Source organism: Microbacterium wangyouchuni, assembly GCF_051546305.1.
Taxonomy (GTDB): Bacteria; Actinomycetota; Actinomycetes; order Actinomycetales; family Microbacteriaceae; genus Microbacterium.
The window spans coordinates 355,527-374,626 of sequence record NZ_JBPTMA010000004.1; the positions used below are offsets into that span (position 1 = coordinate 355,527).

At 63.0% G+C, this 19,100-nt stretch carries 18 protein-coding genes and 2 tRNA genes; 9 read left to right on the forward strand and 11 right to left on the reverse strand.

The genetic code is table 11. The features are described 5' to 3' along the window. Positions 1-90 precede the first annotated feature (90 nt). Genes ACSS7Z_RS10895 through ACSS7Z_RS10910 form a run of 4 tightly spaced genes read left to right on the forward strand, consistent with a single transcriptional unit; the run spans position 91 to position 3,517 of the window. Complete coding sequence (locus tag ACSS7Z_RS10895; protein ID WP_438254720.1) at positions 91-648, forward strand: RNA polymerase sigma factor; 558 nt, start codon at positions 91-93, stop codon at positions 646-648. Next, positions 645-1,658: a DUF4349 domain-containing protein gene (locus ACSS7Z_RS10900; RefSeq protein ID WP_438254721.1), complete on the forward strand. Its 1,014-nt coding sequence runs from the start codon at positions 645-647 to the stop codon at positions 1,656-1,658. Before ACSS7Z_RS10895 ends, ACSS7Z_RS10900 begins: the two co-directional genes overlap by 4 nt. 60 nt (positions 1,659-1,718) lie before the next feature. Then, complete coding sequence (locus ACSS7Z_RS10905) at positions 1,719-2,267, forward strand: helix-turn-helix domain-containing protein (protein ID WP_438254723.1); 549 nt, start codon at positions 1,719-1,721, stop codon at positions 2,265-2,267. Continuing rightward, the gene (locus ACSS7Z_RS10910) at positions 2,267-3,517 is read left to right on the forward strand and encodes an MFS transporter (RefSeq protein ID WP_438254724.1); all 1,251 of its coding nucleotides are present in this window, start codon (positions 2,267-2,269) and stop codon (positions 3,515-3,517) included. Before ACSS7Z_RS10905 ends, ACSS7Z_RS10910 begins: the two co-directional genes overlap by 1 nt. Before the next feature lie 20 nt (positions 3,518-3,537). Here the strand turns inward: ACSS7Z_RS10910 and ACSS7Z_RS10915 are convergent, their stop codons facing one another. Together ACSS7Z_RS10915 and ACSS7Z_RS10920 are read right to left on the reverse strand one after the other, a co-directional pair. Continuing rightward, the gene (locus tag ACSS7Z_RS10915) at positions 3,538-3,972 is read right to left on the reverse strand and encodes a hypothetical protein (RefSeq protein ID WP_438254725.1); all 435 of its coding nucleotides are present in this window, start codon (positions 3,970-3,972) and stop codon (positions 3,538-3,540) included. A gap of 141 nt (positions 3,973-4,113) precedes the next feature. Next, positions 4,114-4,186, reverse strand: a tRNA-Glu gene (locus ACSS7Z_RS10920). 156 nt (positions 4,187-4,342) lie between these two features. Between ACSS7Z_RS10920 and ACSS7Z_RS10925 the strand changes: the two genes are divergently transcribed. Further along, positions 4,343-4,981 carry an MBL fold metallo-hydrolase gene (locus ACSS7Z_RS10925; protein WP_438254727.1) on the forward strand — a complete coding sequence of 213 codons (639 nt, stop codon included), beginning with the start codon at positions 4,343-4,345 and terminating at the stop codon, positions 4,979-4,981. Positions 4,982-4,988: 7 nt separating this feature from the next. Here ACSS7Z_RS10925 and pepN read toward each other — a convergent pair whose 3' ends face one another. After that, a complete protein-coding gene (gene pepN, locus ACSS7Z_RS10930) occupies positions 4,989-7,481 on the reverse strand; it encodes an aminopeptidase N (RefSeq protein ID WP_438254728.1) in 2,493 nt (830 codons plus the stop codon). A 294-nt stretch (positions 7,482-7,775) separates the two neighbouring features. Here pepN and ACSS7Z_RS10935 point away from each other — a divergent pair, with 294 nt between their 5' ends. The 4 genes from ACSS7Z_RS10935 to ACSS7Z_RS10950 all read left to right on the forward strand — a co-directional run bounded on the left by ACSS7Z_RS10935 (position 7,776) and on the right by ACSS7Z_RS10950 (position 11,400). Further along, the gene (locus ACSS7Z_RS10935; RefSeq protein ID WP_036279545.1) at positions 7,776-7,979 is read left to right on the forward strand and encodes a cold-shock protein; all 204 of its coding nucleotides are present in this window, start codon (positions 7,776-7,778) and stop codon (positions 7,977-7,979) included. Between the two features lie 164 nt (positions 7,980-8,143). Then, on the forward strand, positions 8,144-9,250 hold the full coding sequence (locus ACSS7Z_RS10940) for an ABC transporter substrate-binding protein (RefSeq protein ID WP_438254730.1): 1,107 nt from the start codon (positions 8,144-8,146) through the stop codon (positions 9,248-9,250). A 102-nt stretch (positions 9,251-9,352) separates the two neighbouring features. Next, positions 9,353-10,150 carry an ATP-binding cassette domain-containing protein gene (locus tag ACSS7Z_RS10945; protein ID WP_438254731.1) on the forward strand — a complete coding sequence of 266 codons (798 nt, stop codon included), beginning with the start codon at positions 9,353-9,355 and terminating at the stop codon, positions 10,148-10,150. Then, the gene (locus ACSS7Z_RS10950) at positions 10,147-11,400 is read left to right on the forward strand and encodes a sugar ABC transporter permease (protein WP_438254733.1); all 1,254 of its coding nucleotides are present in this window, start codon (positions 10,147-10,149) and stop codon (positions 11,398-11,400) included. Before ACSS7Z_RS10945 ends, ACSS7Z_RS10950 begins: the two co-directional genes overlap by 4 nt. On the opposite strand, the gene ACSS7Z_RS10955 is transcribed toward ACSS7Z_RS10950, so the two are convergent. The 8 genes from ACSS7Z_RS10955 to ACSS7Z_RS10990 form a co-directional block, all read right to left on the reverse strand. Beyond that, positions 11,401-12,363, reverse strand: coding sequence for a DNA topoisomerase IB (locus ACSS7Z_RS10955; RefSeq protein ID WP_438254734.1), 963 nt, complete (start codon positions 12,361-12,363; stop codon positions 11,401-11,403). Positions 12,364-12,461: 98 nt separating this feature from the next. Continuing rightward, positions 12,462-12,533: transfer RNA gene (locus ACSS7Z_RS10960), tRNA-Gln, on the reverse strand. A gap of 94 nt (positions 12,534-12,627) precedes the next feature. After that, a complete protein-coding gene (locus ACSS7Z_RS10965) occupies positions 12,628-13,125 on the reverse strand; it encodes a lipocalin family protein (RefSeq protein WP_438254735.1) in 498 nt (165 codons plus the stop codon). Positions 13,126-13,191: 66 nt separating this feature from the next. Continuing rightward, on the reverse strand, positions 13,192-14,694 hold the full coding sequence (gene gltX, locus ACSS7Z_RS10970; protein WP_438254737.1) for a glutamate--tRNA ligase: 1,503 nt from the start codon (positions 14,692-14,694) through the stop codon (positions 13,192-13,194). Between the two features lie 12 nt (positions 14,695-14,706). Then, a complete protein-coding gene (locus ACSS7Z_RS10975; RefSeq protein ID WP_438254738.1) occupies positions 14,707-15,966 on the reverse strand; it encodes an MFS transporter in 1,260 nt (419 codons plus the stop codon). Next, a complete protein-coding gene (locus ACSS7Z_RS10980; protein ID WP_438254739.1) occupies positions 15,963-16,739 on the reverse strand; it encodes a fumarylacetoacetate hydrolase family protein in 777 nt (258 codons plus the stop codon). The genes ACSS7Z_RS10975 and ACSS7Z_RS10980 overlap by 4 nt, the downstream gene beginning before the upstream one ends. A 140-nt stretch (positions 16,740-16,879) precedes the next feature. Then, positions 16,880-17,974, reverse strand: coding sequence for a branched-chain amino acid aminotransferase (locus ACSS7Z_RS10985; protein WP_438254741.1), 1,095 nt, complete (start codon positions 17,972-17,974; stop codon positions 16,880-16,882). 45 nt (positions 17,975-18,019) lie between these two features. Then, a complete protein-coding gene (locus tag ACSS7Z_RS10990; protein WP_438254743.1) occupies positions 18,020-19,069 on the reverse strand; it encodes a 3-isopropylmalate dehydrogenase in 1,050 nt (349 codons plus the stop codon). Between the last annotated feature and the right edge of the window lie 31 nt (positions 19,070-19,100).

The following is a 19,100-nucleotide window of genomic DNA, read 5'->3' on the forward strand; positions in this document are numbered from 1 at the left end:
AGCTGGACGTCCGCGCCCGGGCAAGAAATGATTCTGAGACGATGACGCATTCGCCGACACTCTCTAGTGAGAGACACCGAAAGGAGCCAGATGTCAGAGCGATCTGAGGATCAGGAACTGGCCGCACGGGCAGCGACAGGTGATGAGAGCGCCTTTCGCTTGTTGTATCGCGCGCACGTTCGCCCGGTCTACTGGATCGCCCACAGCATCCTGAACTCCGCCGTCGACGCCGAAGACGTGACCCAGGAGACCTTCGTCACGGCTTGGCGAAAGTTGCCGGACCTGCAGCTCGCCGGCGAGTCGATCCTGCCGTGGCTAGCTACGATCTGCCGGTTCCAGTCAGCAAACCGGCTGCGCCAGAAACGACGCGATCAACTGCACACAACGGATGCTGCCGATGAGACGCTCGCCGACACGGTGAACGTCGAGGATCAGGTCATCACGGCGGCGCTTGCCGACCGGATCGCGAAGGAGATCGGGACTCTGAGCGCCCTGGATCAGGACATCTTCCGCCTGTGCGCGTCGGAGGGATACGCGTATGAGGCTGCAGCTGCCGAGCTCGGCGTCAGTCACGCTGTTGTTCGCAACCGTCTCTCCCGAGTGCGCACGCGGATGCGCGGCGCCGTTGAGGAAGTGAGAGACGCATGAACCCACAAGACCAGCCCACGCTCCCCGAGTTGTCACCGGAGAGCATCGCCAGAATCGAGGATGCCGTGTTCGCAGAGATAACCGCCAAGCGACCGATTACTCAACCATCAGCTGCACGCTCGCGTCGACGCCGGTGGCTCACCGGCTTGGGTATCGCTGCGGCCTTCGCCGCCGGCATCCTTGTCGCACCGCCGATCCTCGACATCGTTGGCTCTGGTACCTCAATGACCGCCAGCGGCGGAGCGATGCCCGAATCCGCGGCAGACTCGGCCACGACATCCGCGCAGGTCGACCAGGCAGTCGCCGAGGACTCGGGCCGTGAGATCATCCAGACTGCCAACGCAACACTTCAGGTCGCCGATATCCGGGATGCTGCGGACGCTATCGCGGCGCTCGCCGATACGCACGGCGGATATGTGGAGACGACAGAGATCCGTTCGGCGCCGGTCACGGACAAAACCTCCGTCGAAGCGCCTCCCGAATCCGAATACGGGTGGATCGGGATCCGAGTTCCCTCTGCAGATCTGGCCACGGTCATCGAAGAGCTGGCTGAGTCCGGCACCGTGCTGTCGTCATCCGTCGCAAAGCAGGATGTAACCTCGACCGCGATCGATCTGCGGGCGCGGGTGGATGCGACTCGTGCTTCTGTTGAGCGCCTGACGGAACTCATGTCGAACACCGGAACTCTCTCCGAGCTCATCGAGGCCGAAGTGGCGCTGTCCGAGCGCCAGGCCCAACTCGAGTCCTACGAGCAACAATTGGCAGCTCTGGACGATCAGGTGGCGATGTCCTCGCTGCAGGTCGAGCTCACCCGCACCGCTACTGCCACCACAGCCGATCCCGCGGGGTTCGGTGATGGCCTGCTCGCGGGCTGGAACGGACTGATCGTCTCGCTGAACGCACTCGTGATCGCGTTCGGGTTCCTGCTGCCGTGGCTCGCCGTCGCTGGCGTCGTTGTTCTGGTCATCTGGCTGGTGCGCCGGCGGCGCGGGAAGTCGCCAGAAGCCTGATTTTCCGAGGTATACAAGAAGTCTTGTGAGATTCGCAGACCGCATCTAGCGTTGTGGATTGTGGAAGATATCTCCGTAATCACTGCTGTGCACCACCCGCTGCGCCGACGCATCTTCGACTTTCTACTGCTCTACGGAACCTCGCAGGTCACGGCGATAGCACGCGTCCTGGACAGCCAGGTCGGCAGCATCAGCCACCATCTGCGGATGCTGGAGCGCGCAGGCGTCGTCGAACGCGCCACTGATCCCCACGGCGACAAGCGCACGAGCTGGTGGAAAGTCGCGAGGAGCGGATTCACCTGGTCGACCGATGACTTCGAGGACTCGCCCGCCGATGCGCTTCTTGCGCGCGAGGCCGAGCGAACCGGTATCCGGCAGCAGATCGAGCGCTTGCAACGCTGGTACAAGCGTCGACAGCGCGCTGAGCTCAAAGACTACGACGCCTTCAATATGGAGAACTTGGGGTGGGCGACACCGGAGGAGCTCACCGATCTCTCGAACCGCGTGCGACTCCTGCTGGAACAGTGGCGCGAGAGCGTCGATCTCGAAGACGGGCAACAACGCACGCCCGTCTTCTTCTTCGCGCGAGCGTTTCCCACGGAGCCGTGATGACCGCCGAGCCTCTGCTTCTTCGCGAGCCGCCACGCTTTTCTCGAGATCGCGCCGTTCATGCGTGGATCGGCATAAAGGCGCTCTCTGACGCCGGCGATGCGGTGTGGACCATCGCCCTGGCATGGACAGCCGTGCAGATCACCAGCCCGGCCATTGCGGGCCTAATCGTGGCTGCGGGCACCCTGCCGCGAGCGGTCATCCTGCTGTTCGGCGGGATCCTCGCCGATCGTGCGAACTCTCGTCACGTGATGATGCTGTTCAACAGCATTCGAGTGGTTGTGCTCATCACCGTTGCCCTGTGGGTGCTGGCATCCCCGCCATCCGTATTGATTCTGTTGCTCGCAGCCATCGCATTCGGCGCCTGCGACGCCTTCTACGAGCCATCCGCCGGCACGATTGCACGGCAACTGGTGCGGACGTCGGATCTTCCGTCATACACCGCAGTGATGCAGACCGCATCGCGTCTGGGAACCATGGCAGGAGCGGCGGCCGGTGGCTTCCTCGTCGCTGCCATGGGGCTCGTCGGCAGCGCCTCGGTGAATGCGCTAACTTTCACCGTGGTCGTCGCGTTCATCGCCATCTGGTTGCGGCCCCGGTTCGCTCTGCCTCGAGCAGACAAAGAATCGGCGCTGCGCGGCATCCGAAAGGGGTTCGCCCATCTGCGCAACGCCCCCACCACCCGCACGCTCGTGATCGCGGTGTCTGGCTTGAACCTTGCGAGCGGTCCGGCCATTGCGATCGGCATCGCACTGCGCGCCCATGACGAGGGCTGGGGTGCATCGGCCGTCGGCATCTTCGAGGGGCTGCTGGGCCTCGGCGCTGCGCTCGGGGCGGTATCGGTGGCGAAGTGGCGCCCGAAACGTGAGGCGCGAGCCGGATTCGCCGCACTGGTCGTGCAGGGAATCGGCATCGTGGCGCTCGGGATCGGTCCCGCTTGGTCGGTCGGCGCAGCGAGTTTCACGATCGGCGCGACAGCCGGATATGCATCCGTTCTCCTCGGTGCCACTTTCGCCGCCACCGTTGATCCGTCGTATCTCGGACGAATGGGCTCCCTCACCCGGCTCGGCGATGACGTGCTGATGCCCCTGGCCATGGCCGCGTTCGGCGCGTTGGCGTCGGCAACGGCGCTGTGGGTGCCGTTTGCGGTCTACGGTTCAGCAATGGCCCTGCTGATGATCCTGCCGCTGCGAAATCCGGCGTTTCGTGAGATATCGTTGCGCACGCCGGCTTCGCAGGGAACCGCCTGAAGCCGCTCCCCCGCGGTTGCTCAGCCGGCAGCCTTGCGGATGTGTTCGGCGATCGTCTTCTCGGTGTCCGGTGTCAGCGCAAGAAGGGCGAACGATGTCACCCAGAGGTCGCCGTCGTCCAGCTTCGCCGATTCCTCAAAACCCAGCGTTGCGTAGCGAGTGGTGAACTTCGAAGCAGCCTTGAAGAAGACGACGACTTTGCCATCAGCGTCGGCGTAGGACGGGAATCCGTACCAGGTCTTCGGCATGAGGTGGGGCGCTACCTCAGAGACGATGCGATCTATTCCCTCAGCGAGTGCGCGGTCATCATCAGGCATCGCCGCGATAGCCTCGCGGATCGCTTTCTCCCCCGCCGCGCGTGACTTTCCAGACTTTTCTTGCGCTCGAACTTCTGCTGCGCGCTCCTTGACAGCGTCTCGCTCGTCCTGGGACAGTCCTGCGGTCTTGTCAGCCATTTCGCTCTCCTCGTTCGTCGTGGTGGTTCTGTGCTTCTACACCCACGCTACGACGCGACATCCGAGGCCGCTTCTCGATTCCTGACGGCTTGACGGGAGATACGCGAAAACCCCCGGTCAAGCCGGGGGTTTTCTGTGTTGTGACCCCAACGGGATTCGAACCCGTGTTACCGCCGTGAGAGGGCGGCGTACTAGGCCGCTATACGATGGGGCCAGGTCTTGCGGAGCGTTTCCGTCCCGCGACAACTAGACAAGTATGCCACGAGGATTTCGGCTCCGCCAAATCGAGACACCCCGACAGAGTTTCTCGGGCGAGTCTCCGCGAGAATGGGGTTTGCCGCCCGCGCGGGAAAGGAGTTGACTCAGCGTTATGCACGTCACAAAACACGAACATGCCACGCTCCGTCTCGAACACGACGGCGACACCCTGATCGTCGATCCCGGTGTCTTCACCGCGCCTCTGGATGACCTTTCCGATGCCGTCGCGCTGGTGATCACGCACGAGCACGCCGATCACTGGACTGCAGCTCATCTTGATCGCATCCTCGCCGCGGTTCCCGGCATCCCTGTCTTCGCCCCCGCCGGCGTAGCCGAGGCCGCCGGTGACTATGACATCACTGTCGTCACCCCCGGTGACATTGTGTCCGCGGGCGCGTTCACGCTGCAGTTCTTCGGCGGCGAGCATGCCGTCATCCACTCGTCGCTGCCCGCGGTTCAGAATGTCGGTGTGCTGGTCAACGGCATGCTCTACTACCCCGGTGATTCCTACGCTGTTCCCGTGGACGTCGATGTCGATGTGCTCGCCGCTCCGCTCGGCGCTCCCTGGCTGAAGATCGGCGAAGCGATGGACTTCGTCCTCGCGGTGAGGCCGCGCCGTGCCTTCGGCGTGCATGACATGACGCTCTCCGAAGCGGGTCGCCGGATGCACCGCGAACGTCTGCAGTGGTCGACCGAGCAGCATGGCGGCGAGTTCTTCGAACTCAACCCGGGTGATTCGCTCGAATTCTGAACGATCTCTAGCCGGGCAACTGGGCCTGAGCCGCTCGCACACGCAGGTCGCGCGCGAGATGATCGCGCTGTTCGATGATCAGCCGGCGAAGCGCCGCCGGAGCCGAGTCGTTCTCCGCCAGCCATCCGTCAACGAGCGAGAGATCATCGGATGCAGGGAACAAGCCCACGACGAGACGCCGAGCGAGCTCGATGCTGCGATCCCGCCAGGCTCCGAGGATTCGATCGAAGTAGTCCTCGTCGAGACTCGCGATGAGGTCGCGGCGGCCACCGGCCCGCACACCACTGATCACCGCACTGAGGTGATCGTTGGTCAGCGAAAAATCCTCCCAGGCCGCATGCCACGCTGTGCCGCGCGACGCGGCGATCGGCTTCGACCAGAGCGCACGCAGCGACGCGGTGCGGCCGCTGGCGGTCTCATCGCGATCAAGTTCGGCCGAGATTTCTTCCCCGGTCGCATGACCCGTGGTGCGCAGCGAAGTCAGCAGCGCCCAGCGCAGGTCGGGGTCAATGACGAGGCCGAGTGGCGCTTCCCCGGCGAGGAGCGCCCGCGCCTGCTCGGCGTAGCCATCGTCATAGGCGGATGCCGCAGCGAACGCCCGCGCCCACGACAGCTGAGCGTCACTGCGGGGTTCCGCCTCCTGCAGCGCCTGCCATGTGCTCGTCAGCCAGGCGCGACGGTGCTGGGCTCGCACGGCATCCGGCACAAAATGACCGACGGCATACGCTGCATTCGCAACCACCCCGCTGAGGAGGCCGATGTTCTCCTCACGCGGTGCGTGAGCTGCGACGATACCGAGATACCGCACCGCCGACAGATCGCCATCGCGTGTCGCATTCCACAGCGAAGACCACACGAGCGCACGCGGGAGCGGGTCAAGCGTAGACAGGCCGTTTTCCACCGCTGCGAGTGAGCGCTCATCCAGTCGCGCCTTGGCGTAGGTGAGGTCATCGTCATTGATCAACACGAGATCAGCGGAATCGAAGTCGACTGGCGTGCGTTCCTCGACGATGTCGAATTCGTCCTTCTCACGGAGGGCGAAACGGCCGTCGACGAGGTCGTACAGGCCCACGCGCAGACGGTGCGGACGCGGATCCGTCTGCACCAGCATCCGAGCGCCATCCGCGTCCGTCTCGAGCGAGAGTGTGGACATTCCGCTCGTCTCAAGCCAGGCGCGCGACCAAGCGCGCACATCGCGGCCCGATACGTCCTCCAGTTGGACGAGCAGATCCTCAAGCGTGGTGTTGCCGTAGGCATGCGCAACGAAGTACCGGCGGGCACCCTCGAAGAAGTTCTCTTCGCCGACGAAAGCGACGAGCTGTTTGAGGACGGCCGCTCCCTTCGCATAGGTGATGCCGTCGAAGTTCAGCTTCGCCGCTTCGAGATCAGTGATGTCGGCGACGATCGGATGCGTCGTGGGGAGTTGATCCTGCTGATACGCCCAAGCCTTGCGGTTCGCAGCGAAGCGTACCCAGGCGTCCGTGTACCGGGTAGCGACAGCCGAGGCATGCGCGCCCATGTAATCGGCGAACGATTCCTTCAGCCACAGGTCATCCCACCAGCGCATCGTGACGAGGTCGCCGAACCACATGTGCGCCATCTCGTGCAAAATGGTGTTCGCTCTCGCACCACGCTGCGCGTCTGTCGCAGCGCCACGAGAGAGATAGGCCTCGGTGAAGGTGACCAGCCCGGGATTCTCCATAGCGCCCAGGTTGTACTCGGGTACGAAGATCTGGTCGTACTTGCCCCAGGGGTACGGGAATGCGAAGGCGTCGGAGAAGAAATCGAGTCCCTGCCGAGTGACCGTGATGATCTCATCCTCTTCGAGGTATGCCGCCAGCGACGGACGACACAGAACTCCGAGCTCGATCGTCTGTTCGTTACGCGTCCAAGTCGCGTTTACCCGGTGATACGGTCCAGCGGCAACCGAGGTGATGTAACTCGACAGCGGAAGCGTTGGCGCGAACTCAACCGTCTGGGAATCAGCGTGGTCGGTCGTAGCGACGGCGCTCTGGTTCGACAGCACGTGCCAGCCCAGCGGGGCATGCACAACGAACGTGTAGGCCGCCTTCATGTCGGGCTGTTCGAAACAGGCCATCACCCGGCGGGAGTCGGCCGGCTCATACTGCGTATAGAGGTAGGTCTCCCCGTCGACAGGGTCGACGAAGCGGTGAAGTCCCTCGCCGGATCGGCTGTACGCACCCGTTGCCTCGATCACGACGGTGTTAGAGGATTCAAGGCCGGCGATGGCGATCCGTGCACCGTCGTACGCGACCAACTGTTCGACACCGTTGACCGTGACGCGCTGCACCGACTCGCCGATAAAATCAATCCACGTCTCAGAGACTGTGGCGTCGAACACCAATGTCGAGCTGGTGGTGAAACCTGATCTGGCCTGATCTGGGGCCTCGCGCAGGTCGAGTTCGACGCGGATAGCGTGCACTGTGACGTTCGCGGATCGCGCGGCCGTCTCGTCCCTATTCAGATTCGCGGAGCTCATCAGACCATCGTTTCACGACTCAGTCTCATCGCTGTGAACAGAAACTCGGCAGAATCCGCTAAGCTGAGTTGACACATTCACGATGGCACCCGGAATCTCCGCGTATTCATCGGTCCGATTGCCTCATTGGCATGGTGGCCACTCGATCACCTTCCACCGTCTACCTCACGCACTCAGATGAGTAGTGCCGCGATCAATCGCCGCCACCCTGAGAGCCCCCTAAGCTGCCGAGCCGAACATCGTCGAGGCATAACGGGTCGATGCTCGGCCCACGAACAAAAAAGGAAACACAGCATGGCCACTGGCACTGTCAAATGGTTCAACTCCGACAAGGGCTACGGCTTCATTGCTCCCGATGACGGATCCGCCGATGTCTTCGCGCACTTCAGCGCGATCCAGGGCAGCGGACACCGCAACCTCGAGGAAGCACAGAAGGTCGAGTTCGACACGGAGCAGGGTCCCAAGGGCCCCCAGGCGACGAACATCAACGCGCTCTGAATTAGAACAAACTGAAGGCCCGGTTTCCCACCTCGCGTGGGAAACCGGGCCTTCGGCGTTTCCGGCAAAATTAACGCTCTTATGAGCGTCGCCAATGCCCTGATGTGCTCCAAAGATACGCTCGTCGAGTCCCCTTGACACAGCAGTCCTGCGAAGGAGCCTCAATGAAGATGTCCCACGGGCGAAAGTCCCTCTTTGGTATGGCGCTTGCCTCAGCGCTCCTCCTCTCCCTATCCGGTTGCGCCTCGGGAGGCGAAGAATCCGGTGGCGGCAGCGATGGTGGCGGCGGGGAATCAGCCAGTTCCGGCAGCATCGCCTTTCTCATGCCGGATCGCGGATCCACACGGTACGAGCAGCAAGACCACCCGCTCTTCGCGGCGAAGGTTGCTGAACTCTGTGACGACTGCGAGGTCATCTACCAGAACGCGGATGCTGACGCGACGAAGCAGCAACAACAGGCAGAGTCCGCTATCGCCCAGGGCGTGAAGGTCATCGTCTTGGACGCAGTCGACACCACGGCTGCGGCATCCATCGTCACCAGTGCGCAGGCATCCGGGATCAAGGTGATCACCTACGATCGCCCGATCGTGGACGTACCGGCCGACTACTACGTCTCTTTCGACAACAAGGAGATCGGTTCACTCATCGCAACCGACCTTGTCGAGCATCTGGCATCCGAAGGCGTAACCGAGGGCGGCTTGCTCATGGTCAATGGCTCGCCGTCGGACAAGGCAGCCATGCTTATCAAGGAGGGCTCGGTCGAAGCCATCGAGGCGAGCGATTTCACCGTTCTCGCGTCCTTCGACACCCCCGATTGGGTGCCGGCCAAGGCCCAGGACTGGGTTTCCGGTCAGGTTGCGCAGTTCGGCGATGAGATCCTCGGCGTCGTCGCCGCAAACGATGGCACGGGCGGAGGCTCCATCGCCGCTCTCAAGGCCGCTGGAATCACGGACGTACCGCCGGTCACCGGCAACGACGCCGAGATCGCGGCTATCCAGCGCATCATTGCGGGCGATCAGTACAACACCATCTCCAAGCCGATCCGCATCGTCGCTGAGGCTACTGCCGAGATCGCCGTACAGCTCATGAACGGTGAGACTCCGGAAGCCGGCACTGAGCTGTTCGACACTCCCTCGCAGCTGTTCGTTCCTGAGGTTGTGACGCTCGACAACGTCAAGGAAGTCATCTTCGACGGCGGCATCTACACCTACGACCAGGTGTGCACCGATGAGTACGTTGAAGCGTGCACTGCGGCGGGTATCGAAAAGTAGCCGTCGATACGCGCAGAGCCGGTCTTGCTGCTGCAAACGCACGGGACCGGCTCTGACGCGCTCCACAGCAATCTCGCCGTCCTCGCCGGGAAAGAGGCTTCCATGACATCACCTTCCACTGATTCGCCCGTACTTTCGTTGCGCGGCATCAGCAAGAATTTTGGCGCGGTAGCCGCGCTCACGGGCATCGATCTCGATGTACACACCGGCGAGGTCGTCGCCGTCGTCGGTGACAACGGTGCCGGAAAATCAACGCTCGTAAAAATCTTGTCTGGTGTACATAGCCAAACGGCCGGGACGATCACGTTCGCCGGATCCGATGTGACCATTCCGACGCCGGATTCCGCGTTGCAGCTGGGAATTGCCACCGTGTTCCAGGATCTCGCGCTGTGCGACAACCTCAGCGTCGTCGAAAACCTGTTTCTCGGTCGCGAGATCAACGCCTGGAAACTCAACGAGGTCGAGATGGAGGTTCAGTCGTGGAAGCTGCTGCGGCAGCTGTCTGCAAAAATTCCGTCGGTGCGGATCCCGGTGGCATCCCTCTCGGGTGGACAGCGCCAGACCGTCGCCATCGCCCGATCGCTGCTCGGCAGCCCGAAGCTCATCATCCTCGACGAACCGACCGCTGCCCTCGGAGTCGCTCAGACTGCCGAGGTGCTGAACCTGGTGGAGCGTCTGCGTGAGAATGGCCTCGCTGTGATCATGGTCAGCCACAATATGGCGGACGTGCAGGCAGTGGCGGACAAAGTCGCCGTGTTGCGACTGGGGAAGAACAACGGCACGTTCGCCGTCGGAGATGTGTCCTCGGACGAGATCATCGCTGCAATCACCGGTGCCAGCGACAACGTCGTCACACGCCGGGCTGCTGCTCGAGCAACACAGAACGGAGCCGACGCATGAGCGACATCGATATGGCTACCAACTCCATCGCGACCGACCTCCAGGATGAGCGGCTGATCCAGCGCACCGGCTTCCGCGGGGCAGTAAGCAGTGCGATCGACCGCGTGCGCGGGGGTGACCTCGGTGTTCTTCCGGTTATCGCCGGGCTGGTGATCATCTGGGGGATCTTCTCGTTTTTGAACCCGGTCTTCCTCTCCCCCGCAAACCTCGGCAACCTGCTCATGCAGTCTGCCGCCGTCGGTGTCATCGCGCTCGGTGTCGTATGCGTGCTGCTGCTGGGAGAAATCGACCTGTCCGTAGGATCTGTGAGTGGTCTTTCAGCTGCGGTGCTCGGCGTCACGTTCGTCAATATGCAGTGGCCGATCGTGTTGGCGATTCTCGCGGCGGTCGCCGTCGGCGTCGCTGTCGGCTTCATCTATGGCTTCGTCTACAACCGCTTCGGGGTGCCCTCATTCGTCATCACTCTGGCGGGGCTACTGAGCTTCCTCGGCCTGCAACTGTGGGTGTTGGGCGTTGATGGAACCATCAACCTCCCGTATGACTCGTTCCTGGTCTGGTTCGGGCAGCTCGCCTTCGTGCCTGCCTGGTTGTCGTACACGCTCATCGCGCTGACTGCCGCGGCGTTCTTCGGCTACCAGTTCTTCACGGCCCGCACACGACGGAAGGCCGACCTGTCCACAAAGTCGCTGCAGATGATGGTCGTCCAGACCGCACTCCTGGCTGTTCTGCTGCTGCTCGCTGTCTGGTACCTCAATCAGGGGCGTGGCATCGGCTGGATGTTCGTCTTCTTCGTGGGCCTCGTGCTGGTCATGCAGTACGCGCTGACGCGCACCAAGTGGGGTCGCTCGGTCTACGCTGTCGGCGGCAACCGTGAGGCTGCTCGCCGCGCGGGGATCAACGTGAACTGGATCTACATGTCGGTGTTCATGCTGGCCTCGTCTTTCGCAGCGATCGGTGGCATGCTCGCTGCTGGACGACTCGCAGCGGCCGCGCAGAGCAGCGGCACCGGAGATGTCAACCTCAATGCGATTGCGGCAGCTGTCATCGGCGGAACGAGCCTGTTCGGCGGGCGCGGATCCGCCTATGCCGCACTGCTGGGCATCATCGTGATTCAGTCCATCTCGAGCGGGCTGACGTTGATGAATCTCGATTCTTCGTTCCGGTACATGATCACCGGCGCGGTGTTGCTTCTCGCAGTCATGCTGGATGCGGCGTCTCGCCGCAGTCGCACGACGCACGGACGTGCATGATCAGCGCTTCTGCAAGATCCGCAGCACGCACTGCTCTTCGACGGTGAGATAGGTTCGTGGACGCATTCGGGTCATAGCTCGTCGAACTTCAGGGATCGTCACACCGTCCTCGACGGCGCTGAACACGCGAGGATCGATATAGGAGTCCCGGGTAACTGCCGGTGTGTTGCCGAGCCGTTCCGCAACATCGGCGACGATATCGCGGATGGCAGCAGCATCCACCTCCGCTGTACTCTCGCGGGCAAGCAGCGCTGACGTCGCCAGGAGCGTACCGCCCCACGTGCGGAAATCCTTCGCCGAGAACTCCGCGCCCATGTGCTTGTGCACATAGGAATTGACACGCTTGCTGTCGACATTGTGGATCACATCGTCTTCGTCGAAGAACCGGAAGATCTCGTACCCGGGCATCTCGTCAAGCTGGCGGATCACACGGACGATCTGCGGATCGCGCACGGTCTTGACGTGCCGTGCGCCGCTTTTTCCGACGAAATCGAAAGTGACCTTCTTCGAGGTGATCTCGGTGTGCTTGCTGCGCAGCGTCGTGACGCCGTAATGCCCGTGCTTGCGCGCGTACTCGGCCCCTCCGACCCGGAAGAACTCCTGATCGATCAGCTTCACGATGCAGGCGACGACCTTGTCCTCACTCAGCCGACGTCGCCGCATGTCTCGATCGACCTGCTTACGTAGCCGTGGCAGACGCTCGGCGAAACGCAGGATACGTGCGTACTTCTTCTTCTCCTGCCTGCGCCGAAAGGCCGGGCTGTAGATCTTCTGTGTGCGTCCGGCGTCGTCAATGCCCCGAGCAAGCACCTTGGCACGCGGCGAACGCGCGATCTCAACATCGGACCAGGCCGGCGGAATCGCGAGAGAATCTATGCGCTTGATCTCACGTTTGCTTCGGATGCGGCGCCCACCGTCCCGGTAGACCGCATCCCCGTCGATCCACTCACGAGTGATCACCATGCGATGACAGTACCAACGCTGATGACGACAGCGTTGACTCGAAAGTGATTCCCCGGAAAAGCAAGAACTCCCCGCTCGAAAGCGGGGAGTTCTGAATGCTGGGGTACCTGGACTCGAACCAAGAATGGCGGTACCAGAAACCGCTGTGTTGCCAATTACACCATACCCCAAGGGCAAAACCGGAGCCTTGCACCGAGAGTTAACTTTACCCGACTTCTGTGTTCCTGCCAAAACGTGCGCACCCCTCCGGGCGCGTCGCCGCGGTCAGATCTCGACCCGGCGTCCGGACTGACCCGCTTCGATCCAGTTCTTCACCTCATATCCCTGCAACCGCGCCTCCTCGAGGTACTCCGCACGGGTGGCAGCATCCGTCTGAGGCTCTCTCCCGAGCAACCACAGGTACTTGTGATCGGGCGTACCGACGAGCGCATAACGGTAGTCAGAATCGATCTTCAGAACCCAGTAGTCCGCCTTTGTGAACGGGATCCAGCGCAACCCCTCGGGAAGGAAGGTGACCTCCAACCGACCCGGGTGATCCTCATCCGGATTCGCCAAACCGAGCGCCTGAGTCGGCTCTCCCTGCTCATCGCGACAGCGGTTGTCGACCTTTACGGTGCCGTCGTCGCTGAGCGAGTACTCCGCTGTGACATCGGTCGCCTTGTCGTCTTCATAACGCAACGGCAAACGCCCCAACTCGTACCAGAGGCCGAGATAGCGCTGCAGATCAAGTACATCGACAGAGCGTGCTTCATGGTCAGTCATTGTTCCTCCTCGTTCGGTCTGCACCACGGTATTCGGTCACAGAGCTCACGATGAGGGGGTTGCCTATCAGCGCAAGTGCTGAGACAGTGCGCCGAGGCGACGCAACGACTCTTCCTTGCCGAGCAACTCCATCGATTCGAACAGCGGCGGCGATACCCGGCGTCCGGTGATGGCCACGCGAGGAGGCCCGTAAGCGACGCGAGGCTTCAACTCCAGCTTCTCCACGAGCGCTGTTGACAGCGCCTCCTGGATCTTCTCGGTGGTGAACTCGGTGACCGGCTCCAGAGCCGCGGTGCAGGCATCCAGAACATCCGCTGCGTTCGCAGGCAGACCCTTGAGCGCATCGGCGTCATAGGAGACATCGTCCGCGAAGAGGAATCCGACCATGCCGGGCACCTCCCCCAGAAGCTGCACGCGCTCGTGCACGAGCGGTGCCACCCGGAAAGCCATCACGAGCTGTTCGTGGGTCGGTTCTTCGAACAGGCCCGCAGCGGCGAGATACGGGATGGTGCGTTCCGCGAAGTCCTTCTCCCCGAGCATCCGAATGTGGTCGCCGTTGATCGACTCGGCCTTCTTCTGGTCGAAGCGAGCCGGGTTCGGGTTGACGTTCTCGATATCGAACGCCTCGATGAACTCGTCGAGAGAGAAGATGTCGCGGTCAGGGCCGATAGACCAGCCGAGCAATGCGAGATAGTTCAGCAGGCCCTCGTGGATGAAGCCACGCTCGCGGTGCAGGAAGAGGTCTGCCTGTGGGTCGCGCTTGGACAGCTTCTTGTTGCCGGTCTCCCCCAGCACCAGCGGCATGTGAGCGAAACGGGGCACGAAGGTTGTGACGCCGGCGTCGATCAGCGCGGCGTAAAGCGCGAGCTGACGTGCAGTCGAGGGCATGAGGTCCTCGCCGCGCAGCACGTGGGTGATTCCCATCAGTGCGTCATCGACCGGGTTCACGAACGTATACAGCGGGATGCCGTTGGGCCGAACCACCACGAAGTCGGGGAAAGACCCGGCGGGGAAGGTCACTTCTCCGCGGATGAGGTCGACGTACGTGAGATCCTCATCCGGCACGCGCAAGCGCAACGCCGGCTGACGCCCCTCGCCGCGGAAAGCTGCCTTCTGCTCATCGGTCAGGTCGCGATCGAAGTTGTCGTAGCCGAGCTGCTTCGCCCGACCGGCTGCCTCGTTGCGTGCGTCAATCTCCTCCGCGTTCGAGTAGCTCTCGTATAGCGCACCCGTCGCGAGCAGCTTCTCGATGACGCCGCGGTAGATGTCGTGACGCTCCGACTGGCGGTACGGCCCGTGCGGCCCACCGACCTCGACGCCCTCGTCCCAGTCGATCTTCAGCCAGGTGAGAGCGTCGACGAGCTGGCGGAAGCTCTCCTCGCTGTCGCGTGCGGCATCCGTGTCTTCGATGCGGAAGATCATCTTGCCGCCGTTATGACGGGCGTACGCCCAGTTATACAGGGCAGTGCGCACCATACCGACATGCGGCAGACCCGTCGGAGACGGGCAGAATCGAACGCGGACGTCAGAGCCCGAAGCAGTGGTGGTGAGAGCGTGAGGAGTAGCCATATCTCCTCAATCCTACGCGGGTGTCCGAAGCCTTCCGAGCGGAGACGCGACGGCGATCGCGATTACGACGACGGCTGCGACCACGGCGAGGCCGGAGTACTGGAAGTTCGCCATCACGACCCCCGCGAGAACTGCGCCACCAGCGCCGCAGAAGCTCATGAGCGAGTCGCTGCGTCCTTGGCGACGCGTACGAAGTTCCGGTGTGGTGGCTTCGGTGAGCAGAGCTGCGCCAGCAACCGTCGAGGCGCTCCAACCGAGGCCCAACAGGATCAACGCGATCATCACTCCCCCCGCCTGATCGTTGGTGAAGAAGGCGAAACCGAGGGCTGCTGCGAGCAGCACCTGTCCCAGCAGAACCACGCGCAGCCGGCCCCAGCGGTCTGCGAGGATGCCGAAGACCGGCGACAGGGCGTACATCCCCGCTACGTGAGCGGCGATCGTGATGCCGACAAGTGTCGTGATGTCTGTGGATGATGCGTGCCCACCGTGCATGTCGTGTGCCATGTGCGACAGATGGATCGGCGTCATCGCCATCACGGAAACCATCACGATGTGCGCACCGGCGATAGCGAACATCGCGTAGCGGGCGACGCCAGCGTGGTCGCGGAGCGCCGCGGTGTGCGTCTGCGCGGCGGCTGCCGCCAGCATCCGCTGTGCCAGCAGCAGCGGGTCGGGCCTGAGAGCAATGATGTACAGGATGAAGGCGGCCGACTGGGCAACGAGCGAGAACAGGTACGAACCGGTCTGCGGCGGCATCCCGATGGCCTGACCCACGATCTCACCGGGGCCGAGCAGCAGCGGACCTGCGACACCGCCCACAGTGGTCGCCCACACGACGATCGACAGATCACGTCCGCGGTGCACAGGCTGCGCGAGATCGGTTGCGGCGAATCGCGACTGCAGGTTTCCGGCGTTCCCGGCGCCGATGAGGATGATCCCGACCAGCAGCAATGGGAAGAGACGCATCGCCGCTGCGAGGATGACGATGCCAATGCCGACGAGCGCGAAGAGGTTACCGAGGGTGAGCGCGCGCCGACGGCCGAACGCACTCGCGAACCGCGCGAGCGGAATGGCGCACAGCGCCGCCCCGAGGGTGACGGAGGCGGTGGCAAGTCCGGATAGCGCATCGTCCCCGGAGATGTCGGCGGCCAGCAACGCTCCGAGAGAGACGGTCGCACCGAAGGCGATGCCGCCGAGAACCTGTCCTGCCGAGAGGACCAGCACCGTTCGGCGCTGGAGAGCGCGCTGCTCCTGAACGGTCGGTACGCTCACGAAACCGGGATCGCGTCCCGCACGGAGCTGCGCAGGATGCCAATGCCTGAGACCTCGACTTCGACGGTGTCCCCGGCGACGAAGGTGCCTACCCCGGCGGGCGTTCCCGTGAGGATGACGTCACCGGGAAGCAGCGTGAACACCGCTGATGCGTATTCGATGATCTCTTCAACCGAATGGATCATGTCGCTGAGCGGCGCGCGCTGACGCACTTCGCCATTCACGCGTGTCTCGATTGTCGCGTCATCCCGCTCGAATTCGGTCTCGATCACGGGGCCGAGCGGGCAGAAGGTGTCGAAACCCTTGCCCCGAGTCCACTGTCCGTCTTTCTTCTGCAGGTCGCGGGCAGTGACGTCGTTGGCGACGGTGTACCCGAACACATAGTCGAGAGCATCCGCTGCCTTGACGTTCTTGGCGATGCGACCGATGACCACGGCCAGCTCACCCTCGTGCTCGGTGCGCTCAGACAGGGTCGGACGCACGATCGTGTCGCCAGGGCCGATCACCGAGGTGTTGGGCTTGAGGAACATCAGCGGTTCCTCGGGTGCCACTCCCCCCATTTCTGCGGCGTGATCGTGATAGTTCTTGCCGACGCAGACCACCTTCGACCGCGGAATGACGGGTGCGAGCAACGCAACATCCGCCAGCGGAACGCGCTCGCCCGTGGTTTCGAAACCGGCGAACATCGGATCCCCATCGAGGACGACGAGCTCTTGCTCATCGAGGATGCCGTAGCGAATAGCGTCATTGTGGCTGAACCGAGCGATCTTCACCCTGTCAGCCTACTCGCGCGGTCGATCCGCTTCATCCGTCTGCCCGGATGCAGGGCGAAAAGACGGATGCAGGACGAAACACCGTGGTTTCGCCCTGCATCCGGGCATCGGCCCTGCATCCGTGCAAGGTAGAACTGAGGTCAGCCGTCGAGCCGCTGCAGCCAGCCGTGCTTGTCTGCGCGGCGACCGTACTGGATGTCGGTCAACTCTTCCCGCAGGGACAGCGCGAGGTCGCCGATGGGCTGCTGATCTTCGAACTCACCGGTCACCAGAGCGCCGATCGGAGTCACAACCGCCGCGGTACCGCAGGCGAAAACCTCGACGATATCGCCAGATGCCACCCCGTCGCGCCATTCCTGCAGGGAAACCGCACGCCGCTCGACGGTGTGTCCGCGGTCCTCGGCCAACTGCAGCAACGAGTCGCGGGTGATTCCTTCCAGGATGCTGTCGGAGTGCGGAGTGACGATACGCCCGTCCTTGTACACGAACACGACGTTCATGCCACCGAGCTCTTCGACATTGCCGTCCTGATCGAGGAAGACGACCTGGTCGCAGCCCTGATCGGCGGCCTCAGCCTGTGGGAGCAGACTCGAGGCGTAGTTGCCTCCGGTCTTTGCCGCCCCTGTACCGCCCTTGCCTGCACGCGCATACGTCTCCGACAGCCAGATCCGCACCGGCTTCACTCCGCCCTTGAAGTACGAGCCTGCGGGGCTCGCAATCAGGTAGTACGCCACCTTCTGCGCGGGACGCACGCCCAGGAACGCCTCTTTGGCGAACATGAACGGCCGGAGGTACAGGCTCTGGTCCTCGCCCGACGGCACCCACGCGCCATCGACCGCAACGAGCTCGCGCAATGACTGGAGGAAGTACTCACTCGGCAGCTCTGGCAAGGCCATACGCCGGGCACTGCGCTGCAGGCGCGCGGCGTTCTGGTCGGGACGGAACGTGTACACAGAGCCATCCGCGTGGCGATAGGCCTTAATGCCCTCGAAAATCTCCTGGCCGTAGTGCAGCACGGCAGCTGCCGGATCCAAGGAGATCGGCCCGTAGGGCTGCACGCGCGGGCGGTGCCATCCACCGCGTGCCGACCAGCAGATATCGACCATGTGGTCGGTGAAGACCGAGCCGAAGCCCGGTGCCTTCAGAATCTCTTCACGCTCAGCAGCGGATTTTGCTGCGAGGTTCTTCGTCACTGCGAACTCCAACGGAGCGAGTTCGGTTTCGGTGGTTGTCATGTCACATCCTGCGTTCGATGCGGGCGGCGCTCGCGTGAATCCAGACTACGCCTGGAGTCTGGCGATGATGGCGTCGCCCGTCTGGCTGGTGGTTCGAGAGCCGTCTCTGGCTGCGATGTCCTCCTCGACCGCGCGTGTCACGCGGGCCGATTCCTCGCGGAGCCCGAGATGGTCGAGCAGGAGCGAGATAGACAGGATGGCCGCAGTCGGGTCGGCTTTCTGCTGACCTGCGATGTCCGGCGCCGAGCCGTGAACGGGCTCGAACATCGAGGGGTACGCGCCGTCGGGGTTGATATTGCCCGAAGCGGCGAGGCCGATGCCACCGGTGACGGCGCCTGCCAAATCCGTGAGAATGTCGCCGAAGAGGTTGTCGGTGACGATCACGTCGAAGCGATCGGGGTTTGTGACCAGGAAGATCGTGGCCGCATCGACGTGCAGATAGTCTACGACCACATTCGGATGCTCAACAGCCACCTCGTTGACGATGCGCTGCCAGATGCCCCCGGAGTGGACCAGAACGTTGGTCTTGTGCACCAGAGTGAGCTTCTGACGGCGACGCTCGGCGAGAGCGAATGCGTAGCGCACGACGCGCTCGACACCGAAAGCAGTATTGACGCTCGTCTCATTGGCGATCTCGTGCGCGGTGCCGACTCGGATGGCACCGCCATTGCCGACGTACGGACCCTCGGTCCCCTCTCGGACGACGACGAAGTCGATCTCGCCCGGATCCGCCAGAGGCCCGGATGCCCCGGGATACAGTTTCGACGGACGCAAATTCACATAGTGGTCGAGTGTGAACCGCAGCTTCAGCAGCAGGCCGCGCTCGATGTTCGCGTTCTTCAGGCGCGGGTCGCCAGGTGTTCCTCCGACAGCGCCGAGGATGATGGCATCCTGTGCCTTGATCGCTTCCAGGTCTTCATCGCTCAGCGTGTCGCCGGTTTCGAGATAGCGTGCAGCGCCGAGCGCAAAGCGCGTCTTGTCGAACACGACATCGGATCCGGCGGTGACGGCGTCGAGCACCTTCTCGGCTTCTGCGACGACCTCGGGGCCGATCCCGTCACCCGGGATGACCGCAAGCTTCACGACACGCGACATGGACTCTCCTTGCATCGGGATCCGCGGCGTC

Coding starts and splice junctions, on each gene's coding strand:
- ACSS7Z_RS10895 (WP_438254720.1), top strand. CDS start 91: ATGTCAGAGCGATCTGAGGATCAGGAACTGGCCGCACGGGCAGCGACA.
- ACSS7Z_RS10900 (WP_438254721.1), top strand. CDS start 645: ATGAACCCACAAGACCAGCCCACGCTCCCCGAGTTGTCACCGGAGAGC.
- ACSS7Z_RS10910 (WP_438254724.1), top strand. CDS start 2,267: ATGACCGCCGAGCCTCTGCTTCTTCGCGAGCCGCCACGCTTTTCTCGA.
- ACSS7Z_RS10915 (WP_438254725.1), bottom strand. CDS start 3,972: ATGGCTGACAAGACCGCAGGACTGTCCCAGGACGAGCGAGACGCTGTC.
- ACSS7Z_RS10925 (WP_438254727.1), top strand. CDS start 4,343: ATGCACGTCACAAAACACGAACATGCCACGCTCCGTCTCGAACACGAC.
- pepN (WP_438254728.1), bottom strand. CDS start 7,481: ATGAGCTCCGCGAATCTGAATAGGGACGAGACGGCCGCGCGATCCGCG.
- ACSS7Z_RS10935 (WP_036279545.1), top strand. CDS start 7,776: ATGGCCACTGGCACTGTCAAATGGTTCAACTCCGACAAGGGCTACGGC.
- ACSS7Z_RS10940 (WP_438254730.1), top strand. CDS start 8,144: ATGAAGATGTCCCACGGGCGAAAGTCCCTCTTTGGTATGGCGCTTGCC.
- ACSS7Z_RS10945 (WP_438254731.1), top strand. CDS start 9,353: ATGACATCACCTTCCACTGATTCGCCCGTACTTTCGTTGCGCGGCATC.
- ACSS7Z_RS10950 (WP_438254733.1), top strand. CDS start 10,147: ATGAGCGACATCGATATGGCTACCAACTCCATCGCGACCGACCTCCAG.
- ACSS7Z_RS10955 (WP_438254734.1), bottom strand. CDS start 12,363: ATGGTGATCACTCGTGAGTGGATCGACGGGGATGCGGTCTACCGGGAC.
- ACSS7Z_RS10965 (WP_438254735.1), bottom strand. CDS start 13,125: ATGACTGACCATGAAGCACGCTCTGTCGATGTACTTGATCTGCAGCGC.
- gltX (WP_438254737.1), bottom strand. CDS start 14,694: ATGGCTACTCCTCACGCTCTCACCACCACTGCTTCGGGCTCTGACGTC.
- ACSS7Z_RS10985 (WP_438254741.1), bottom strand. CDS start 17,974: ATGACAACCACCGAAACCGAACTCGCTCCGTTGGAGTTCGCAGTGACG.
- ACSS7Z_RS10990 (WP_438254743.1), bottom strand. CDS start 19,069: ATGTCGCGTGTCGTGAAGCTTGCGGTCATCCCGGGTGACGGGATCGGC.